General features: G+C 69.2%; 16 protein-coding genes. 11 read left to right on the top strand and 5 right to left on the bottom strand.

Annotated elements, in window-relative coordinates:
- Position 1: 1 nt before the first annotated feature.
- Together DPQ65_RS03800 and DPQ65_RS03795 are read right to left on the bottom strand one after the other, a co-directional pair.
- Positions 2-652 carry a hypothetical protein gene (locus DPQ65_RS03800; RefSeq protein WP_202862995.1) on the bottom strand — a complete coding sequence of 217 codons (651 nt, stop codon included), beginning with the start codon at positions 650-652 and terminating at the stop codon, positions 2-4.
- Between the two features lie 76 nt (positions 653-728).
- Complete coding sequence (locus DPQ65_RS03795) at positions 729-1,562, bottom strand: IclR family transcriptional regulator (protein ID WP_114906045.1); 834 nt, start codon at positions 1,560-1,562, stop codon at positions 729-731.
- Between the two features lie 127 nt (positions 1,563-1,689).
- Here DPQ65_RS03795 and DPQ65_RS03790 point away from each other — a divergent pair, with 127 nt between their 5' ends.
- The 10 genes from DPQ65_RS03790 (at position 1,690) to DPQ65_RS03740 (ending at position 11,602) form a co-directional block, all read left to right on the top strand.
- Positions 1,690-2,010 (top strand): putative quinol monooxygenase, encoded by a 321-nt coding sequence (locus DPQ65_RS03790; RefSeq protein WP_114906044.1) that lies wholly within the window; start codon positions 1,690-1,692, stop codon positions 2,008-2,010.
- A 104-nt stretch (positions 2,011-2,114) separates the two neighbouring features.
- Positions 2,115-3,245, top strand: coding sequence for an LLM class flavin-dependent oxidoreductase (locus DPQ65_RS03785; RefSeq protein WP_114906043.1), 1,131 nt, complete (start codon positions 2,115-2,117; stop codon positions 3,243-3,245).
- Positions 3,245-3,910 (top strand): FMN reductase, encoded by a 666-nt coding sequence (locus tag DPQ65_RS03780; RefSeq protein ID WP_114906042.1) that lies wholly within the window; start codon positions 3,245-3,247, stop codon positions 3,908-3,910. Before DPQ65_RS03785 ends, DPQ65_RS03780 begins: the two co-directional genes overlap by 1 nt.
- A 212-nt stretch (positions 3,911-4,122) precedes the next feature.
- Positions 4,123-5,139, top strand: a complete 1,017-nt coding sequence (locus DPQ65_RS16005; protein ID WP_238146664.1) for an NUDIX domain-containing protein — start codon at positions 4,123-4,125, stop codon at positions 5,137-5,139.
- Between the two features lie 155 nt (positions 5,140-5,294).
- Positions 5,295-5,843: a type 1 glutamine amidotransferase domain-containing protein gene (locus tag DPQ65_RS03765; protein WP_114906041.1), complete on the top strand. Its 549-nt coding sequence runs from the start codon at positions 5,295-5,297 to the stop codon at positions 5,841-5,843.
- A 144-nt stretch (positions 5,844-5,987) separates the two neighbouring features.
- Complete coding sequence (gene dusB / locus DPQ65_RS03760) at positions 5,988-7,220, top strand: tRNA dihydrouridine synthase DusB (RefSeq protein ID WP_114906040.1); 1,233 nt, start codon at positions 5,988-5,990, stop codon at positions 7,218-7,220.
- 107 nt (positions 7,221-7,327) lie between these two features.
- Positions 7,328-7,786, top strand: a complete 459-nt coding sequence (locus tag DPQ65_RS03755) for a DUF6463 family protein (RefSeq protein WP_162802000.1) — start codon at positions 7,328-7,330, stop codon at positions 7,784-7,786.
- A gap of 50 nt (positions 7,787-7,836) precedes the next feature.
- A complete protein-coding gene (locus DPQ65_RS03750; protein WP_337589670.1) occupies positions 7,837-8,160 on the top strand; it encodes a WhiB family transcriptional regulator in 324 nt (107 codons plus the stop codon).
- A 94-nt stretch (positions 8,161-8,254) separates the two neighbouring features.
- Positions 8,255-8,962, top strand: coding sequence for a response regulator transcription factor (locus DPQ65_RS03745; protein ID WP_114906037.1), 708 nt, complete (start codon positions 8,255-8,257; stop codon positions 8,960-8,962).
- Positions 8,963-8,965: 3 nt separating this feature from the next.
- Entirely contained in the window at positions 8,966-11,602 is a 2,637-nt protein-coding gene (locus DPQ65_RS03740; protein ID WP_114906036.1) for a DUF4153 domain-containing protein, read from the top strand.
- An 81-nt stretch (positions 11,603-11,683) separates the two neighbouring features.
- Here the strand turns inward: DPQ65_RS03740 and DPQ65_RS03735 are convergent, their stop codons facing one another.
- From DPQ65_RS03735 to DPQ65_RS03725, 3 genes are all read right to left on the bottom strand, one after another.
- Complete coding sequence (locus DPQ65_RS03735) at positions 11,684-13,195, bottom strand: HNH endonuclease signature motif containing protein (protein WP_114906035.1); 1,512 nt, start codon at positions 13,193-13,195, stop codon at positions 11,684-11,686.
- 97 nt (positions 13,196-13,292) lie between these two features.
- The gene (locus DPQ65_RS03730; RefSeq protein WP_114906034.1) at positions 13,293-14,156 is read right to left on the bottom strand and encodes a sulfurtransferase; all 864 of its coding nucleotides are present in this window, start codon (positions 14,154-14,156) and stop codon (positions 13,293-13,295) included.
- A gap of 33 nt (positions 14,157-14,189) precedes the next feature.
- The gene (locus tag DPQ65_RS03725) at positions 14,190-14,459 is read right to left on the bottom strand and encodes a DUF2277 domain-containing protein (RefSeq protein ID WP_114906190.1); all 270 of its coding nucleotides are present in this window, start codon (positions 14,457-14,459) and stop codon (positions 14,190-14,192) included.
- Positions 14,460-14,570: 111 nt separating this feature from the next.
- On the opposite strand from DPQ65_RS03725, the gene DPQ65_RS03720 reads away from it, so the two are divergent.
- Positions 14,571-15,149 carry a hypothetical protein gene (locus DPQ65_RS03720; protein WP_238146663.1) on the top strand — a complete coding sequence of 193 codons (579 nt, stop codon included), beginning with the start codon at positions 14,571-14,573 and terminating at the stop codon, positions 15,147-15,149.

Below are 15,149 nucleotides of genomic sequence, written 5' to 3'. Positions count from 1 at the left end.
GTCAGTTGTCCTCCGTCAGGTTCTGGTCGGCAGTGGTGGAGGCCACGCCGGGGTGCGAGGACCGCGCGGCGTCGCCGGTCGGCTGGTCGGTTCCCGGCGCAGCACCCGAGGTCACCGGCAGGTCGGAGACGATCTCGACGAACTCCTCCTGGCTCTCCTCGACGCGGGGGTCGGGCAGCCAGTCCAGGTCGTTGAAGCCACGGTCGACGTAGCCGCCCTTGTCGAAGGAGGGCCCTTCATAGCCCAGCACCTCCCAGACCGCCTCGTCCTCATACATGTTCAGGATCGTGGTGCGGCGGATGAACCCGAAGAAGTCGGTGTGCTCGACGTGCTTGAGGACCTTGGTGGCGCTCTGGTCATCCAGGCCGAGGAAGGAGCCGCCGGCGAGGTCGTTGAGCGTGGCGATGCCCTGCGTGAGCTTGATCCGGAACCAGGTCGACTCGTTGGCGAGCTCGAAGATCTGGTCGGCCTGTCGTTCGTAGGGTCCGTCCGGGAAACCTTCGTGCGGGAAGGCGACCCGCAGGATGCGGATCAGGATCTGGCGGGCGGTGTCCGTGAACTCCATCTCGTTGAGCTGCGGATACTTCGCCGGGTACTTCTCGGGATAGCCCATCACTGCCTCCTTGCAGTTCGCGACCGGTGTGCTGGTCACCGTAGGGAGGCAGAGGTGGCGCCGGAAGGGGTGCTTCTCACCGCGTGAGAAGACCAGGGGTATGCCGAAGGTCGGGTCAGGCGTGCCGGTTGCCCAGGCGGTAGATCCGGCCGGCCCGGGAGGCGGTGGCGCGGAGCCGGTGCTCGACGTGCCGCTGCTGTCCGGCATACCAGTGGACCGGGGCCGAGACGGCGACCGAGCCGATCAGCAACCCGTCGTCCGCCCGGATCGGCACGGCGGCACAGGTGGTGCCGACCTGGAACTCCTCGTGCTCCCAGGCGATGCCGTCCGCGGCGATCTGGGCCAGGGCAGACTCCAGCTCCGCCGGGTCGGTGATGGTGGAGGGTGTGAGACGGTGCGGCTGGTGCGGCTCCAGATAGCTGCGCCGCTGTTCGGGGGAGTACTCGCTCAGCCCCAGTTTGCCGAAGGCGGTGGCGTGGGGCGTCTCGTGGAACCCGAACTCCATCGGCTCCAGCCGCGGGCAGGCGGGGGAGTCGGCGACGAACACCACGACGAAGTCGGCCCCCCGGTGGATGGCCAGATAGGCGGCCATCCTGGTGTCCGTGTGCAACCGCGCGATCTCCTGCTTCAGCTCGCGTGGGACCCCCAGATCCTCGTGCAGGCGGGCACCCAGGGTGTGCAGTTTGTAGCCGAGCGCGAACCGCTTCTCCTCGCGCAGGTGGATCAGGTAGCCCACCTGGACCAGCTCCTGGGCGATCCGGTAGACGCTGGGCAGCGGGATCCCGGTGGTCTCGGCGATGTCGCGCGCGCTCGCCCCGCCCGCCTCGGCGACGTGCTCCAGCACCGCGACCGCCCGGTGGATGAGGCTGGGGCGTGCCTCACCCTCGTCTCCACCCGGACCCGACCCGAGGTCAACAGGCGCTGGGGAGCTCTGGTGCTTGTCCGGCATACGGCCATCTTGGCAGTCGCCGGCGGCCACGGCTTCTCACTGCGTGAAAACGGGGGCACGCGCGGGGTGCGCGGGCAGCTGTGGTGGGCTTGGATGCGAGGACTGCCCCGAACGAAAGGACCACCCCATGTACTTCATCGTCGTCAAGTTCCCGGTCAAGCCGGAGTATGCCGAGCAGTGGCCCGAACTGGTCCGGGCCTACACGGAGGCCACCGAGGCCGAGCCCGGCAACAAGTGGTTCGAGTGGTCGCGCAGTTTGAAGGACCCCAACGAGTACGTGCTCGTCGAGGCGTTCGAGGACGACGGCGCGGGACCCCACGTGCAGTCCGAGCACTTCGCCGCGATGCAGCAGGACTTCCCGCAGTACCTCACCGCGACGCCCAAGATCGTCTCCCGTCAGGTCGAGGGCGACGGCTGGGACGAGATGGGTGAGCTGAAGGTGGAGTAACCAGGTGCATGACCAGGAATGTATAGCGCCGGGGCACTGTTGGGCAGGTTGAGAGTTCAATCAACCAGCCGGCGAGACGGTCGGCGCGTGGGAAGGCAGACCCGATGCAGTTCGGAATCTTCAGTGTCAGCGACATCACGACTGACCCGACGACCGGCAAGACCCCGACTGACGCCCGGCGCATCCAGGACATGGTCCAGATCGCGCTCAAGGCCGAGGAGGTCGGGCTGGATGTGTTCGCCACCGGTGAGCACCACAACCCGCCGTTCTTCGCGTCGTCGCCGACGACGTTCCTGGGCTACATCGCGGCGCAGACCACGACCCTGCAGCTGTCCACCGCGACGACGCTGATCACCACGAACGACCCGGTGAAGATCGCCGAGGACTACGCGATGCTGCAGCACCTGTCCGGTGGGCGGGTGGACCTGATGATGGGCCGCGGCAACACCGGCCCGGTCTACCCCTGGTTCGGCCAGGACATCCGCAACGGTGTCGCCCTGGCGGTGGAGAACTACCACCTGCTGCGGCGCCTGTGGCGCGAGGAGGTCGTGGACTGGGAGGGCAAGTTCCGCACGCCGCTGCAGGGCTTCACCGCCACGCCGCGACCGCTGGACGGTGTCCCGCCCTTCGTGTGGCACGGCTCGATCCGGTCCCCGGAGATCGCCGAGCAGGCTGCCTACTACGGTGACGGCTTCTTCCACAACAACATCTTCTGGACCATGGACCACACGGCCCGGATGGTGGACCTCTACCGGCGTCGCTATGAGCACTACGGGCACGGCCGCGCCGACCAGGCGATCGTCGGCCTGGGCGGTCAGGTCTTCATGGCCAAGAACAGCCAGGACGCGGTGAAGCAGTTCCGTCCCTACTTCGACGAGGCGCCGGTCTATGGCCACGGCCCGAGCCTGGAGGAGTTCACCCGGGCGACGCCGCTGACCGTGGGCAGCCCCCAGCAGGTCATCGAGCGGACCCTCGGCTTCGCTGACGCCGTGGGGGACTACCAGCGCCAGCTGTTCCTGATGGACCACGCGGGCCTGCCGCTGGACGTCGTGCTCGAGCAGCTCGAGATCCTCGGCTCCGAGGTCGTCCCGGTGCTGCGCAAGGAGTTCGAGGCCCGCCGCCCGGCCGACGTCCCGTCCGACCCGCCCACCCACGCCAGCCTCATCGAGGCCGGCGACGACCACGCCAACGCCGCGATGGGCCCGCGCGGCCGCGTCGAGACAGGGAGCAACTGATGTCACGCAAGCTTGTCGTCATCTCGGCCGGCCTGAGCGTGCCGTCCTCCACCCGGATCCTCGCCGACCGCATCAGCGGTGCGGTGCAGCGCGAGGTCTCCTCCCGTGGCGAGAGCCTCGAGGTGGAGGTCGTCGAGCTGCGGGGACTGGCCCGCGAGATCGCCGACCACCTGGTCTCCGGCATGCCGCCGTCCGCGCTGCGGCACGCACTGACCGCGGTGTCGTCGGCCGACGCGGTCCTCGCGGTGACGCCCGTGTTCACGGCGTCCTACTCCGGTCTGTTCAAGTCGTTCATCGACCTGCTGGACAATGACGCGCTGACCGGCAAGCCGGTGCTGATCGCGGCGACCGCGGGCACCGCGAGGCACTCGCTGGTCCTGGACCACGCACTGCGGCCGCTGTTCAGCTATCTGCGCGCGGTCGTCGTGCCCACTGGCGTGTTCGCCGCGACCGAGGACTTCGGCGGCTCGGGTGGTCAGGACGGTGACGGCCTGGATCGGCGCGTCGCCCGCGCCGCGAGCGAGCTGGGAGCACTGCTGGTGTCCACGTCCGGCTCGGTGCCTGGCTTCACCGCCCCCGCTGTCGACGAGGTCGGCAAGGTCGACCGCATCTCGGAGGAGTCCCTGACGCCCTTCGAGCAGTTGCTGGGCAACCAGCTGCGCTGAGCAACGCCGCACCGGTGAGCGCTGCTGCTTCGCTGGGCGCCGCAGCAACGGTGAGCATCGCTGCATCGTTGGGCGCTGCTGCATCGCTGGGTCCAGCTGCGCTGAGCACCGCCGCTTATGTCAGGCATCCTCAGGGTCAGAACCCGGGGGATGCCTGACACAAGCTCGCGTCTCCGCACTGTGACCGCACGATCCTCACCTAAGGTTGCTCGGTGGACTTCGACACCCGGGTGGGTTGCTATGCGTGGATCGAGCGCGACGGCCAGGTGCTGCTGGCTCACTGGGCAGGCTTCAGTGCGCCGGACGGCCGGCACCTGCGCCCGTGCTGGACATTGCCCGGCGGCGGCCTCGAGCCCCACGAGTCCTGCGAGCAGGCCGCCGTGCGCGAGGTGGCCGAGGAGACCGGGTATGCCGTGGAGTTGGGGCCACTCCTCGGCACCGCCACCGAGGTGATCCCGTCTGCGGACCGCCTGTCGAGCAGTGCCCGGCCGTTGCTGTTGGTCCAGCTGATCTATCGTGCGACCCTCACGTCCGGTGAGCTCACCGATGAGGTGGACGGCTCAACTGACGAGGCACGCTGGGTGCCGCTTGAGGCGTTGCCGGCCCTGCCGTGTGCCGGCCTCATCGACCACGCACTCGGCTTCCTCGGACGACCACTGCGAGACGGACTCGTGGTCGATGAGACACCGGTGGATGAGGACGTGGTGGCCCGCATCGTCGCGGCCGCGCAGACAGCTGCGCCGAGGGGTGTCGCCACCGTCATCGCCATCGACGGGCCTAGCGGGTCGGGCAAGACCACCCTGGCGCAGGCGGTCGCGCAGGACCTGGACTGCCCCATCGTGCACATGGACGAGCTCTATCCCGGATGGGACGGCCTGGCCGAGGCCGTCGACCTGGTGACCGACCAGGTGCTGGAGCCGCTGACCCGAGGCGAGCACGCGGCATACCGGGTCTGGGACTGGGGACGGGGAGAGTGGGGGCCGACCGCTGAGGTGCCCGCCACCGACCTGCTCGTCCTCGAAGGGTGCGGCAGCAGCGTGGGACGGGCGGGGGAGTATGCCGCACTGCGGGTCTGGGTGGATGCAGAGGAGTCGGTGCGACACCAGCGGGGCATCGAACGTGACGGCGAGACCTTCGCGCCGCACTGGGAGCGATGGGCGGCACAGGAACTGGCGCTCTTCGGACCAGACCGGACTGCCGAGCGTGCGGACCTCACGGTGCGGACGTAGGGCGTTCACCTGGGGTGGGCTGCGCGCAAACGTCGTCTGGCAGCCCGCTTCGTGGTCGGTTGGGACACTGCCCGGGTCTGCTGTCGACATGCTGCGCGAGAGAGACCGACCTAGGGTTGGGAGAGGCCGCACACCCCAATCACAGAGGAGAGACCATGGCTGCGCTTGATGGCAAGAAGGTCGCCTTTCTGCTCACGAACGGCTTCGAGGACAGTGAGCTCACCTCACCGTGGGATGCCGTGACCGAGGCCGGTGCCCAGGCGGTGCTGGTGTCGCCGGAATCCGGGACCCTGACCGGCAAGAAGGGGCATGAAGCGTCGGTCGACCAAGAGGTCGCTGGCGCGGACGCCAGCCAGTTCGACGCGCTGATGCTGCCTGGCGGAGTGGTCAACGGCGACAAGTTGCGGATGAACGAGGACGCCGTCGCCTTCACGAAAGCCTTCTTCGAGGCCGGCAAGCCAGTCGGGGTGATCTGCCACGGTGGCTGGATCCTCACCGACGCCGACGTGGTGCGGGGCCGGACTCTGACGTCCTACCCGAGCCTGAAGACGGACCTGCGCAACGCCGGCGCGGAGTGGGTGGACGAAGAGGTGGTCGTCGACCAGGGGCTGGTCAGCAGTCGCACCCCCGATGACCTGCCCGCGTTCAATGCCAAGCTCGTCGAGGAGATCGGTGAGGGCGAGCACGTGGGGCAGACCGCCTGATCGGGGACGCCGCAACGGTCGCCGTCGCCGCTCAGACGCCGCTCACACCGCTGGAGCCGGACCGGTCAGACGCAGCGCACACCGCTCGAGTCGGACCGCAGTGACTCGGGCCGGGTGTCATTCGGTGGGACACTAGGTCTCGACATGACTGCTACTGCCACTTCCACCCTGCCCGACACCGCTGTCCCCACGACGGGGGAGCGGTTGCTGCCGCCCCTGCAGATCGGTCGGCACACGATCGACTCTCCGGTGGTGCTGGCGCCGATGGCCGGCATCACCAACCGGGCGTTCCGGCGCCTCTGCCGAGAGGCGGGCGCCGCTGGCCAGACCGCCAGCGGCGCAACGTCGCTGTATGTCAGCGAGATGATCACCTCCCGTGCGCTGGTGGAGCGCACGCCGGTCTCCATGAAGCTCATTGAGCACGATCCTGAGGAGCAGCCCCGTTCGATCCAGCTCTACGGGGTGGATCCGGCCACGGTCGGTCGAGCCGTTGACCTGCTCGTCTCCGAGGATCGCACCGACCACATCGACCTCAACTTCGGCTGCCCGGTGCCCAAGGTCACCCGCAAGGGCGGTGGTGCCGCCCTGCCGTGGAAGACCGACCTTTTCCGTGGCGTCGTGTCGGCAGCGGTGCGCGCCGCGGCGCCCTATGACGTGCCGGTGACGGTCAAGATGCGGGTCGGCATCGACGCCGACCACATCACCTACCTCGAGGCCGGGCGTATCGCCGAGGGCGAGGGCGCGGCCGCCGTGGCGCTGCACGCGCGTACCGCGAGCCAGGCCTACTCCGGCCAGGCCGACTGGTCGCGCATCGCCGAGCTCAAGCGCGCCGTGTCCTCGATCCCGGTCCTGGGTAACGGCGACATCTGGTCCGCCGAGGATGCCGTCCGCATGGTCGCCGAGACCGGGTGTGACGGGGTCGTGGTCGGCCGTGGTTGTCTCGGTCGCCCGTGGCTGTTCGCCGACCTGGCCGCAGCCTTTGCCGGGTCCGATCTTCGGATCACGCCGAGCCTCGGTGAGGTGAGCGCGACCCTGCGACGCCACGCCGAGTATCTCGTCGACTTCCACCAGGACGAGAACAAGGGCTGTCGCGACATCCGCAAGCACATCGCCTGGTACTTCAAGGGCTTCCCGGTCGGCGGTGCCTTCCGCAACAAGCTGGCACTGGTCGACTCCCTGGCAGCCCTGGACGACCTGATCGACGGACTGGACGGCAGTATGCCGTGGCCCGGCGACGCGGCCGAGGGCCAGCGGGGACGGGCCGGCTCCTCACGGGTTGTGGCGCTGCCCGATGGTTGGCTGCAGTCGCCAGAGCTGAACGAGGCTCAACGGGAAGCCGTGGCCCGTGCGGAGGGGACGGTCTCGGACGGCGGCTGAGCAGTCGCATGACCGGAGGCGGTGGCATCCGGCTCACCCTCAGGGTGGAGCGTTTCCACTCTTCAGGGGGACTCGCCGGTGTCCGTGCCCCTGCGAACCTCAGGGGCATGAGCACCCCCCACCACAACACCACCGATACAACCGACCACGGCGTCCCCGACGGGACAGCCCATGGCCTCAGCGAGGGCGTCCCCATGATCCGCAGGCGCGCGGATCGGCTCACAGCCGCGGCCGGATGGTGCACCGTTGCGATCGCGGTCCTGCACACCCTCGTCTTCGCGTTCAACCCTCACTGGGGAGTCTGGCTGGAGGGGATGACCCGGACGGCCCCGCTCGAGGGTGAGGCGGTCACCGTGTTCTGGGCTCTGCCGGGTGGCTTCGTGGTGCCCCTCGCGATGCTCGGGCTGCTGCTGGTCGACGCCGGTCGACGTGGCCGGGAGGTGGCGCGTCATGTGGGCTGGGTGCTGCTCGGCTGGGTTCTGATCTGTTTCTGGATCGTGGGGCCCAGTGGCTTCCTGCTGGGCCTGGTCCCCGCGGCGCTCCTGCTGTGGCCGCGCCGGGCGTGACCTCCGTGCCTTCCACGAGCACCACACACGCAACCACTGCGACGCGGGCGATGACTTCGGTGCGCGGCCCCGGTCATTCTGTTATGCCGCACACCGCATCGAGCCAGTCCCGGGAGTGGCTGCGTCCAGGGGATGACGACCTTCGCCTCCCGTGTCAGCAGCATCACCACGACCTCTGGTTCGCCGATCACCCGCACGACATCGAGGTCGCCAAGGCGCTGTGCGGACAGTGCCCCGTCACCACGGCCTGCCTTGATGGCGCTCTGGACCGGCGTGAGTCGTGTGGCGTCTGGGGTGGGCAGTTGATGGTCAACGGGGTCATCGTGGCTCGCAAGCGACCACGAGGTCGTCCTCGGAAGCGGAGCGCCGCCTGAAGGAATGCCTGCTGAGGCCTGTCCCGGCAATCTTCACAACACCTCCACAGGTCGCACCCCTGCGCCACAGGCCTCGGCTCCTAGGCTCGGACCCATGACCGACACCACCCCGACCGGGGATTCCGGAGAGCACCTGCTGCTCGTCGTCGAGGACGACCCCACGATCAACCAGGCCCTCTCGGACCGGCTGGCTGCCGAAGGTTTTGGGGTGATTCGCGCCGTCGACGGCCCAGGAGCAGTCGCGGCCTTCGCTGAGCATCACCCCGACCTGGTCCTGCTGGATGTGATGCTGCCGGGCTATGACGGTCTCGAGGTGTGTCGCCGGATCCAGGCCGAGCGTCCGGTGCCGGTGCTGATGCTGACGGCCCGAGTCGAGGAGACTGATGTGCTCGTCGGGCTGGGTGTCGGGGCGGACGACTACGTGACCAAGCCCTTCCGGATGCGTGAGGTCGTGGCCCGGGTCCGTACCCTGCTGCGCCGGGTGGAGCGTGCCGCTGAGCTGGTCAACACGCCCGAGGCGCTCATGAGCCTTGGCGATCTGCACCTGGACCGTGGAGCCCGACGTGTGCGGATCGGGTCCGACGAGATCCACCTGACACCGTTGGAGTTCGATCTCCTCGTGGCCCTGGCGTCTGAGCCGGGCGCTGTGCACACCCGGGAGGAGCTGATGTCGGGGGTCTGGGGTTGGGCCGATGCACGGGGGACACGAACCCTGGACAGCCACGTCAAGTCGCTGCGCGCCAAGATCGGTGCCGAGCGGGTGCGCACCGTCCACGGTGTCGGTTACGCGTTGGAGGTGTGAGGCGTGGCTGAGCTCGATCGCGAGCGCCCGCTCGATCCAGTCGGATCGATCAAGATCAAGATCGGTCTCCTCGTCGCCCTGAGCATCCTCACTGCTGCGCTCGTCCTCCAGATCGGCCATCGGGCCGGGGTGCCGGCGTGGCTGACACTGCCGGTCACCGTTGCTGCAGCGCTGGGCGTGACCCAGTGGTTGGCGCGTGGCATGACCGCGCCGCTGCGTGAGATGACCGCGGCGGCCGGCCGCATGGCGCGCGGTGACCACGCGGTCAGGGTCACGGCGACGTCAGCCGATGAGGTCGGACACCTGGGCCGCGCCTTCAACACCATGGCGGAGGATCTCGCCACGGCCGACCAACAGCGTCGTCAGCTGGTGGCGACGGTCTCTCACGAGCTCCGCACGCCCCTGGCCGGTCAGCGGGCACTGCTCGAGAACCTGGTGGACGGCGTCGTCACCCCTGACGACGCAGCGCTGCAGGCCGCGCTCACGCAGTCAGAGCGACTGAGTCAACTCGTCGAGGACCTGCTGGACGTCACGCGGGTCGATGGACGTGCGGTGGCCCTGCGGCTGGAGAGCGTCAGCGTGATCGACCTCCTGCGTCGGGCCGTGGGTGAGGCAGAGGTCGGTGGGAGACCTGTCAGCTATGAGGTGACCGTCACGCCCCCGCACCTCGAGGTCCGAGCCGACGACGCGCGCCTGCACCAGGTGGTGGCCAACCTGCTCGACAACGCCTCCCGACACAGTCCGAAGGGCGGCGTCGTGAGACTGCAGGCGACGGCCCTTCCCGGGGAGGGGCGCTGGTCCCTGGAGGTCTCGGACGAGGGACCGGGGATCCCTGCGGAGCGTGCGGACTCGCTCTTCACCCGGTTGGGCACCGGGGACTCCACCGGCGGCGGCACCGGACTGGGTTTGGCCATCGCCAGCTGGGTCTGTGAGCTCCACGGCGGAACGATCGAAGCCGTTCCTCCGATTGAGGGGCAGATGGGGGCCAGAGTCAGAGCCACCTTGCCCAGGGATCCCCGGCCGAGTGGGGCCACCGGTGCCGGGGAGAGCGCCGTTCCTCACGCGGCCCCAGAGGAAGTCGGCGAAGACGGGGCAGTGGCAGCTAGCCCAGCGAGCACGCCGCCCGTGGTCGGTGCACGAACGACAGGGGCCACCGCCGTGGCGTCGACAAGCACGGTGATCGACTCGATGTTCGATGCCCTCTGGCCCGAGCAGGCGAGCCTGCGCACGGCCCCGATCGCGTTGTTCGGGTCGCTGGCTGTAGGTCTGCTCGGGGCTCTCATCCTGCCGGATCGCCTCTTCGGCGTTGGCACCTTCCTGGTGCTTGTCGTCGCCGGCGGACTGGTGCTGAGCAGGTCGGTCCACCGGTCGCGCCCCTGGACGGTCGGATCCGTCGTGCTCTGTCTCGGTCTCGGCGCCCTCGTGTTCCTGCGGGCCGCGGAGTGGCTCGCCGTCCTGGCAGTCCTGGCCGCAGGCGTCCTCGTGGCGATCGCGCTGACCGATGCCCGGCGACCGCTGGCCATGGTTGCGGCAGGAGTGTCCTGGGTGCTCAGCGGGTTGCGCGGCCTGCCGCTGCTGGGGCGCACGCTCAGCGCCACCAGTCGGCACCACGTGATGTGGCCAGTCCTGCGCACCGCCGCGGTCTCCCTGGTGCTGCTCGTGGTCTTCGTCGGCCTGTTCGCCTCGGGCGATGCCCTGTTCGGCACCTGGGTGTCCGATGTCCTGCCGGAGGTCCGAATCGCGGACACCTTCGTGCTGCGTGCCTTCACCTGGTTCATGGTCGGTGGCGTTGTGCTTGCGGCGTGCTACTTGGCGCTCAACCCGCCCCGGGTCGACGAGGTCGGCCTGGGAGAGGCCCGACCGGTGACCCGTGCGTGGGAGTGGCAGGTGCCGGTCGGGGTCGTGATCGCGGTCTTCGCGGCCTTCCTGGTCGCTCAGGCGACGGCACTGTGGGGCGGACACGACCATCTGCAGCGGACGACCGGCCTGACCTATGCCGAGTATGTCCACCAGGGGTTCGGCCAGCTGGTGGTTGCCACGGTGCTGACGCTGCTGACCATCGCCGCCGCAGTGCGCAAGGCACCGCGACAGACGGCGCGCGACAGGCTGGTCCTGCGGCTCCTGCTCGGTGTGCTCTGCCTGCTGACCCTTGTCGTTGTCGGGTCGGCGCTACACCGGATGTCCCTCTATCAGGAGGCCTACGGCTACACCGTCCTGCGGGTCCTGGTGGATGCGTTCGAGCTGTGGCTAGGCCTGCTCGTGGTGCTCGTGATGATCGCCGGAGTCCGTCTCACCGGCGACTGGCTGCCCCGGGCGGCGGTGGCCACGGGTGCGGCCTTCCTGCTGGTCATCGGTCTGGCAAACCCGGAGGCGTGGGTCGCCGACCGGAACATCACGCGCTACGAGCAGACCGGGAAGCTCGACCTCGACTACCTGTCCTCCCTCGGCCCGGATGCGGCCCCCGCCATCGCCGAACGGCTCCCGACGGACCTGAGTCGCTGTGCCCTCCTGCGCATGGACCCGGAGACGGACGACCTCCTGGAGTGGAACCTTGGACGGGTCCGCGCCGCGGCGGTGGAGGCCTCCAGCGGGAGCGACGTCGATCCGCCCCTCAACTGCCCGCGGACGATCGGCGAGTGACTCAGCAGTCAAGGCCAAGGTCCGGGTGCCTTCGGACATGCCGGTGACCCCGCCGTGGAGGCGGGGTGCGGGGCGTGGCCCTCAGGGATCGGGCAGTGGCCCAGCGAGCGGCCCCGTGGGGGTGTCGGGTCCGCTGTTGAGGTGCCAGATCACTGCGGTGGCTGTGACGGTCGCGGTGTAGCCATACCTGTGGACGATCACGTGGTGTCGTCGACACAGCGCGGCCGCGTTGTCCAGGTCTGTGGCACCGCCGAAGATCCAGTGCACGATGTGATGAATATCCGTCCACCCCGCGGGCATCGAACACCCGGGAAAGCTGCATCCCCTGTCTCGCAACAACACCGCCTTCCGTTGCGAGGGGGTGAACAACCGGTGCACCCGCCCCACGTCCAACGGTTCGGAAGGGCCACCGAGCATGATCGGGATGATTTGGGCATCGCACGCCAAGCGGCGGATCGTGCCCGCCGACAAGTGCTCACCGGTGGCGGTGTGGCCCCCACCAGCCACCTTGCCCGCCAGAGCTTCCTGATCGATGGTGACGTGAATCTTCGCCTTCTCCGTGGTGGTCTCACCCTCCGGAGCGGCGACGCCGCGGCCGATGATCTCCAACAACGCATCCGCCCGCCGAGTGCTTGCCGTGCGGGCGTCGAGCTGCTCGACACCGTGCTCATCAACGCCCGGCCGCGGCGCGGACAGCGGATCCAGCGCCGCCTTCAAGATCGCCTGCCCCTCCGCGTCCAACAACAACTGCCACTCTGACAACCCGGCGACGGTCCCCACCCGGCGCAGCAAGCGCCGCGCAGCGGCCTGGTTGTCGTCCTCCTCATCGTCAGCGGGCTCGACCAGGTGCTCACGCACCCGTGAAGCGACCTTCTTCATCCCGGCCAACGACGTCGACTCCACCTGGCCCGTCATCAAATCCGTCACAGCTTGCAACGACTCCGCTGTCGCGATCGGGGTCATCTCCTGCGTCAGTCGGACGATCACCTCAGCCCGAGCCACCCGCGCCGACCCGTCAGCAACTTTCGCCGACAAGGCCTCAAACCGCTCGTCACCTTCAGCGGCCGCCACCCGCGCCGTCGCCAACGCCTCATGACGGTCGATACTCGGCGCCCACGTCCCGATCCAGTCCGGCACCGAGTGCCCCGACTGGGCCGGTAGGCCCCGGCTCATCGCCTCATGCGTGGCCGTGACGAGAAGTGATTGTGCGGCCTGCACCAACGCCTGCGCCGCCCCGACCGCTTCACCCACACCCTGCTCCGGCAAGGACCCCAACGGAAACTCCCCAGCAAGCATCTGCACCATATGGGCCGTGCCCGCCAGGAACTCGGGAACCTCATGACCCGTGGCCGTCAACGCCACCCCACGATCAGCAGCGCCCTGGCCCCCGATCCCGGGTGCTGGTGACAGTCCGTCAGCCGCAGCACCCGCCCCTCGCTCGATCTCTGGGACCGGAACTGACGGACCCGACGACGGCTCCTCCCGCAACGGCCCAGACCCGATCACCGGCACGTACCGCCCACGCCCCCCATCAGCCGCGGCAGAGTCAGCAGCGGTCAACCCGCCACCGACAACCCCGCTCCTCTGCGCCATACAACAAACCTAAACGCCACCACTGACACTGCCCTGACCTGCAAAGACGCGACATGTCGCCCGGGTCGAGGGCACCGGAATGGGGGCCCACGACGGCTCAGGGACCGGTCGCGATGGGCCGCTCGGGGTCGGTGATCCAGTCGCTCCAGGACCCGATGTAGACGGCTGGGTCATAGACACCCACCTCAGCCACCTCCATCGCCAGGGCCATGTGGCACGCCTGGATGCCCGAGCCGCAATAGATCGCGGTCCGCTTGTCCGGCTGGATGCCGCGGGCGGTGAACCGCAGCTCCAGGTCGTCCGAGGGCAGGAAGCGCCCGGCGTCGTCGACGTTCTGCAGCGCCGGGATGCTGATCGCTCCCGGGATGTGCCCCGCCACCGGGTCGATCGTCTCGGACTCGCCACGGAACCGCTCGGCGGGCCGCGAGTCGACGACCTGGTGCCGGTCGAGGTAGTCCTCGAGCCCGTCCGCATCCAGCAGTCGTCGCCCGCCAGGGGTGAGCACGATGTCACCACGCTCGACCTCGGGCTCGCCGGTCTCGATCGGCTGGTCGGCAGCCAGCCACGCGGCATACCCACCGTCCAGGACGCGCACCTCGTCCTTGCCGTAGTAGTTCAGCAGCCACCACGCCCGCGCGGCACCGACGGAGGTCGCGCCGTCATAGACCACCACCGGGCGCAGGTCGGTCACCCCAGCGGCCCGGAAAGCCTCCTGCGCGTCGGCGAGCCGGGGCATCGGGTGGCGTCCGCCCCGACCGTCGGGTGCCGGCGCTCCGGACAGGGCGCCCTTCATCTCCATGAACGCGGCACCGGGGATGTGCCCGGCCTGGAACTCGGCCCGGTTCTCCTCCGGGGAAGTGCCCAGGGACCACCGGATGTCGAGCAGCACCGGTCGCTCCTCGGGGTCCTCGGCGGCGAGCAGGTCGGCGAGCTCGGCGGGGTCAATCAGCAGATCGGACACAGCCTGAGCCTACGGTCTGCGGGTGAACTCGGGTCAACTGGCGAACCGGGCGGCCGAGCGTGCCCTGGCCTTGGCGGCCTCCTCCTCGCGGTTCTTCGGCGGGGCGACGGTGACCAGAGAGTCCAGGAGCTCCTGGCTCGCCGCGGCGACCTTCTGCACCGCCCGGTCGTAGGCCTCCTGGTTTGCTGCCGAGGGCTTGCTCGCGCCGCCGATCTTGCGGACATACTGCAGCGCCGCGGCCCGCACCTCGTCGGTCGTGGCCGGTGGCTCGAAATTGTTCAGTGGTCGGATGTTCCTGCACATGACGTCCACGATGCCACGGCCGGCCGACAGCCGCACCACTCTTTGGTATGCCGAGGGCCGGGTCTCCCGGTCCGGTCGCCGGGGTCGGTGGCGCCGGTTAGCGTGTGCGCCATGAGCCTCCCGCAACCGGAGTCGCCCGCAGCGACCTCCTCGCTGGTGCCCACCCCTGCGGAACTGTTGCCGAGGTCGGTGCGGATCCGGCATGCGCTCAACTGGCTGAACGGCTCGACGCTGCTCGGGATGGGCGTGGCCACGGCCGGTGGCGCGGACGTGCGGCCTGGGCCGCGCAAGCTCTACGTGGCCGAGCACTACCGCTGGAGGTTCCCGACCGGCGGGGCGTTCACCGTGGGCGATGTCGTCATCACCCGGCACGACATCGACGAGCTGTGCGCCAAGCGCCCGGACCTGCTCGAGCACGAGGAGGCCCACAGCAGGCAGTGGATGGCCTGCCTCGGACTGCCCTTCCTGCCCCTCTATGTCGCCTCCGTCGGGTGGTCCTGGCTCCGGACTGGTGACCGTGCGTCCTACTCCTTCTTCGAGCGACGGGCCGACCTGGCCAAGGGCGGCTATCGAGACGTCCCACCCCGACCGCTCCTGCCCGTCCTCGCCTCCGGCGCCCGTCGGGCGATGGCAATGATCACCGGGCGGCGGTCTGCGGACACTGGCGCGGAGGTCGGACGAGGCGACTGA

The organism is Ornithinimicrobium murale (assembly GCF_003352835.1).
GTDB classification, from domain to species: Bacteria; Actinomycetota; Actinomycetes; order Actinomycetales; family Dermatophilaceae; genus Ornithinicoccus; species Ornithinicoccus muralis.
This window is presented reverse-complemented; position numbering and strand designations above follow the sequence as displayed.

Coding starts and splice junctions, on each gene's coding strand:
- DPQ65_RS03795 (WP_114906045.1), bottom strand. CDS start 1,562: ATGCCGGACAAGCACCAGAGCTCCCCAGCGCCTGTTGACCTCGGGTCG.
- DPQ65_RS03790 (WP_114906044.1), top strand. CDS start 1,690: ATGTACTTCATCGTCGTCAAGTTCCCGGTCAAGCCGGAGTATGCCGAG.
- DPQ65_RS03785 (WP_114906043.1), top strand. CDS start 2,115: ATGCAGTTCGGAATCTTCAGTGTCAGCGACATCACGACTGACCCGACG.
- DPQ65_RS03780 (WP_114906042.1), top strand. CDS start 3,245: ATGTCACGCAAGCTTGTCGTCATCTCGGCCGGCCTGAGCGTGCCGTCC.
- DPQ65_RS03765 (WP_114906041.1), top strand. CDS start 5,295: ATGGCTGCGCTTGATGGCAAGAAGGTCGCCTTTCTGCTCACGAACGGC.
- dusB (WP_114906040.1), top strand. CDS start 5,988: ATGACTGCTACTGCCACTTCCACCCTGCCCGACACCGCTGTCCCCACG.
- DPQ65_RS03755 (WP_162802000.1), top strand. CDS start 7,328: ATGAGCACCCCCCACCACAACACCACCGATACAACCGACCACGGCGTC.
- DPQ65_RS03750 (WP_337589670.1), top strand. CDS start 7,837: ATGACTTCGGTGCGCGGCCCCGGTCATTCTGTTATGCCGCACACCGCA.
- DPQ65_RS03745 (WP_114906037.1), top strand. CDS start 8,255: ATGACCGACACCACCCCGACCGGGGATTCCGGAGAGCACCTGCTGCTC.
- DPQ65_RS03735 (WP_114906035.1), bottom strand. CDS start 13,195: ATGGCGCAGAGGAGCGGGGTTGTCGGTGGCGGGTTGACCGCTGCTGAC.
- DPQ65_RS03725 (WP_114906190.1), bottom strand. CDS start 14,459: ATGTGCAGGAACATCCGACCACTGAACAATTTCGAGCCACCGGCCACG.
- DPQ65_RS03720 (WP_238146663.1), top strand. CDS start 14,571: ATGAGCCTCCCGCAACCGGAGTCGCCCGCAGCGACCTCCTCGCTGGTG.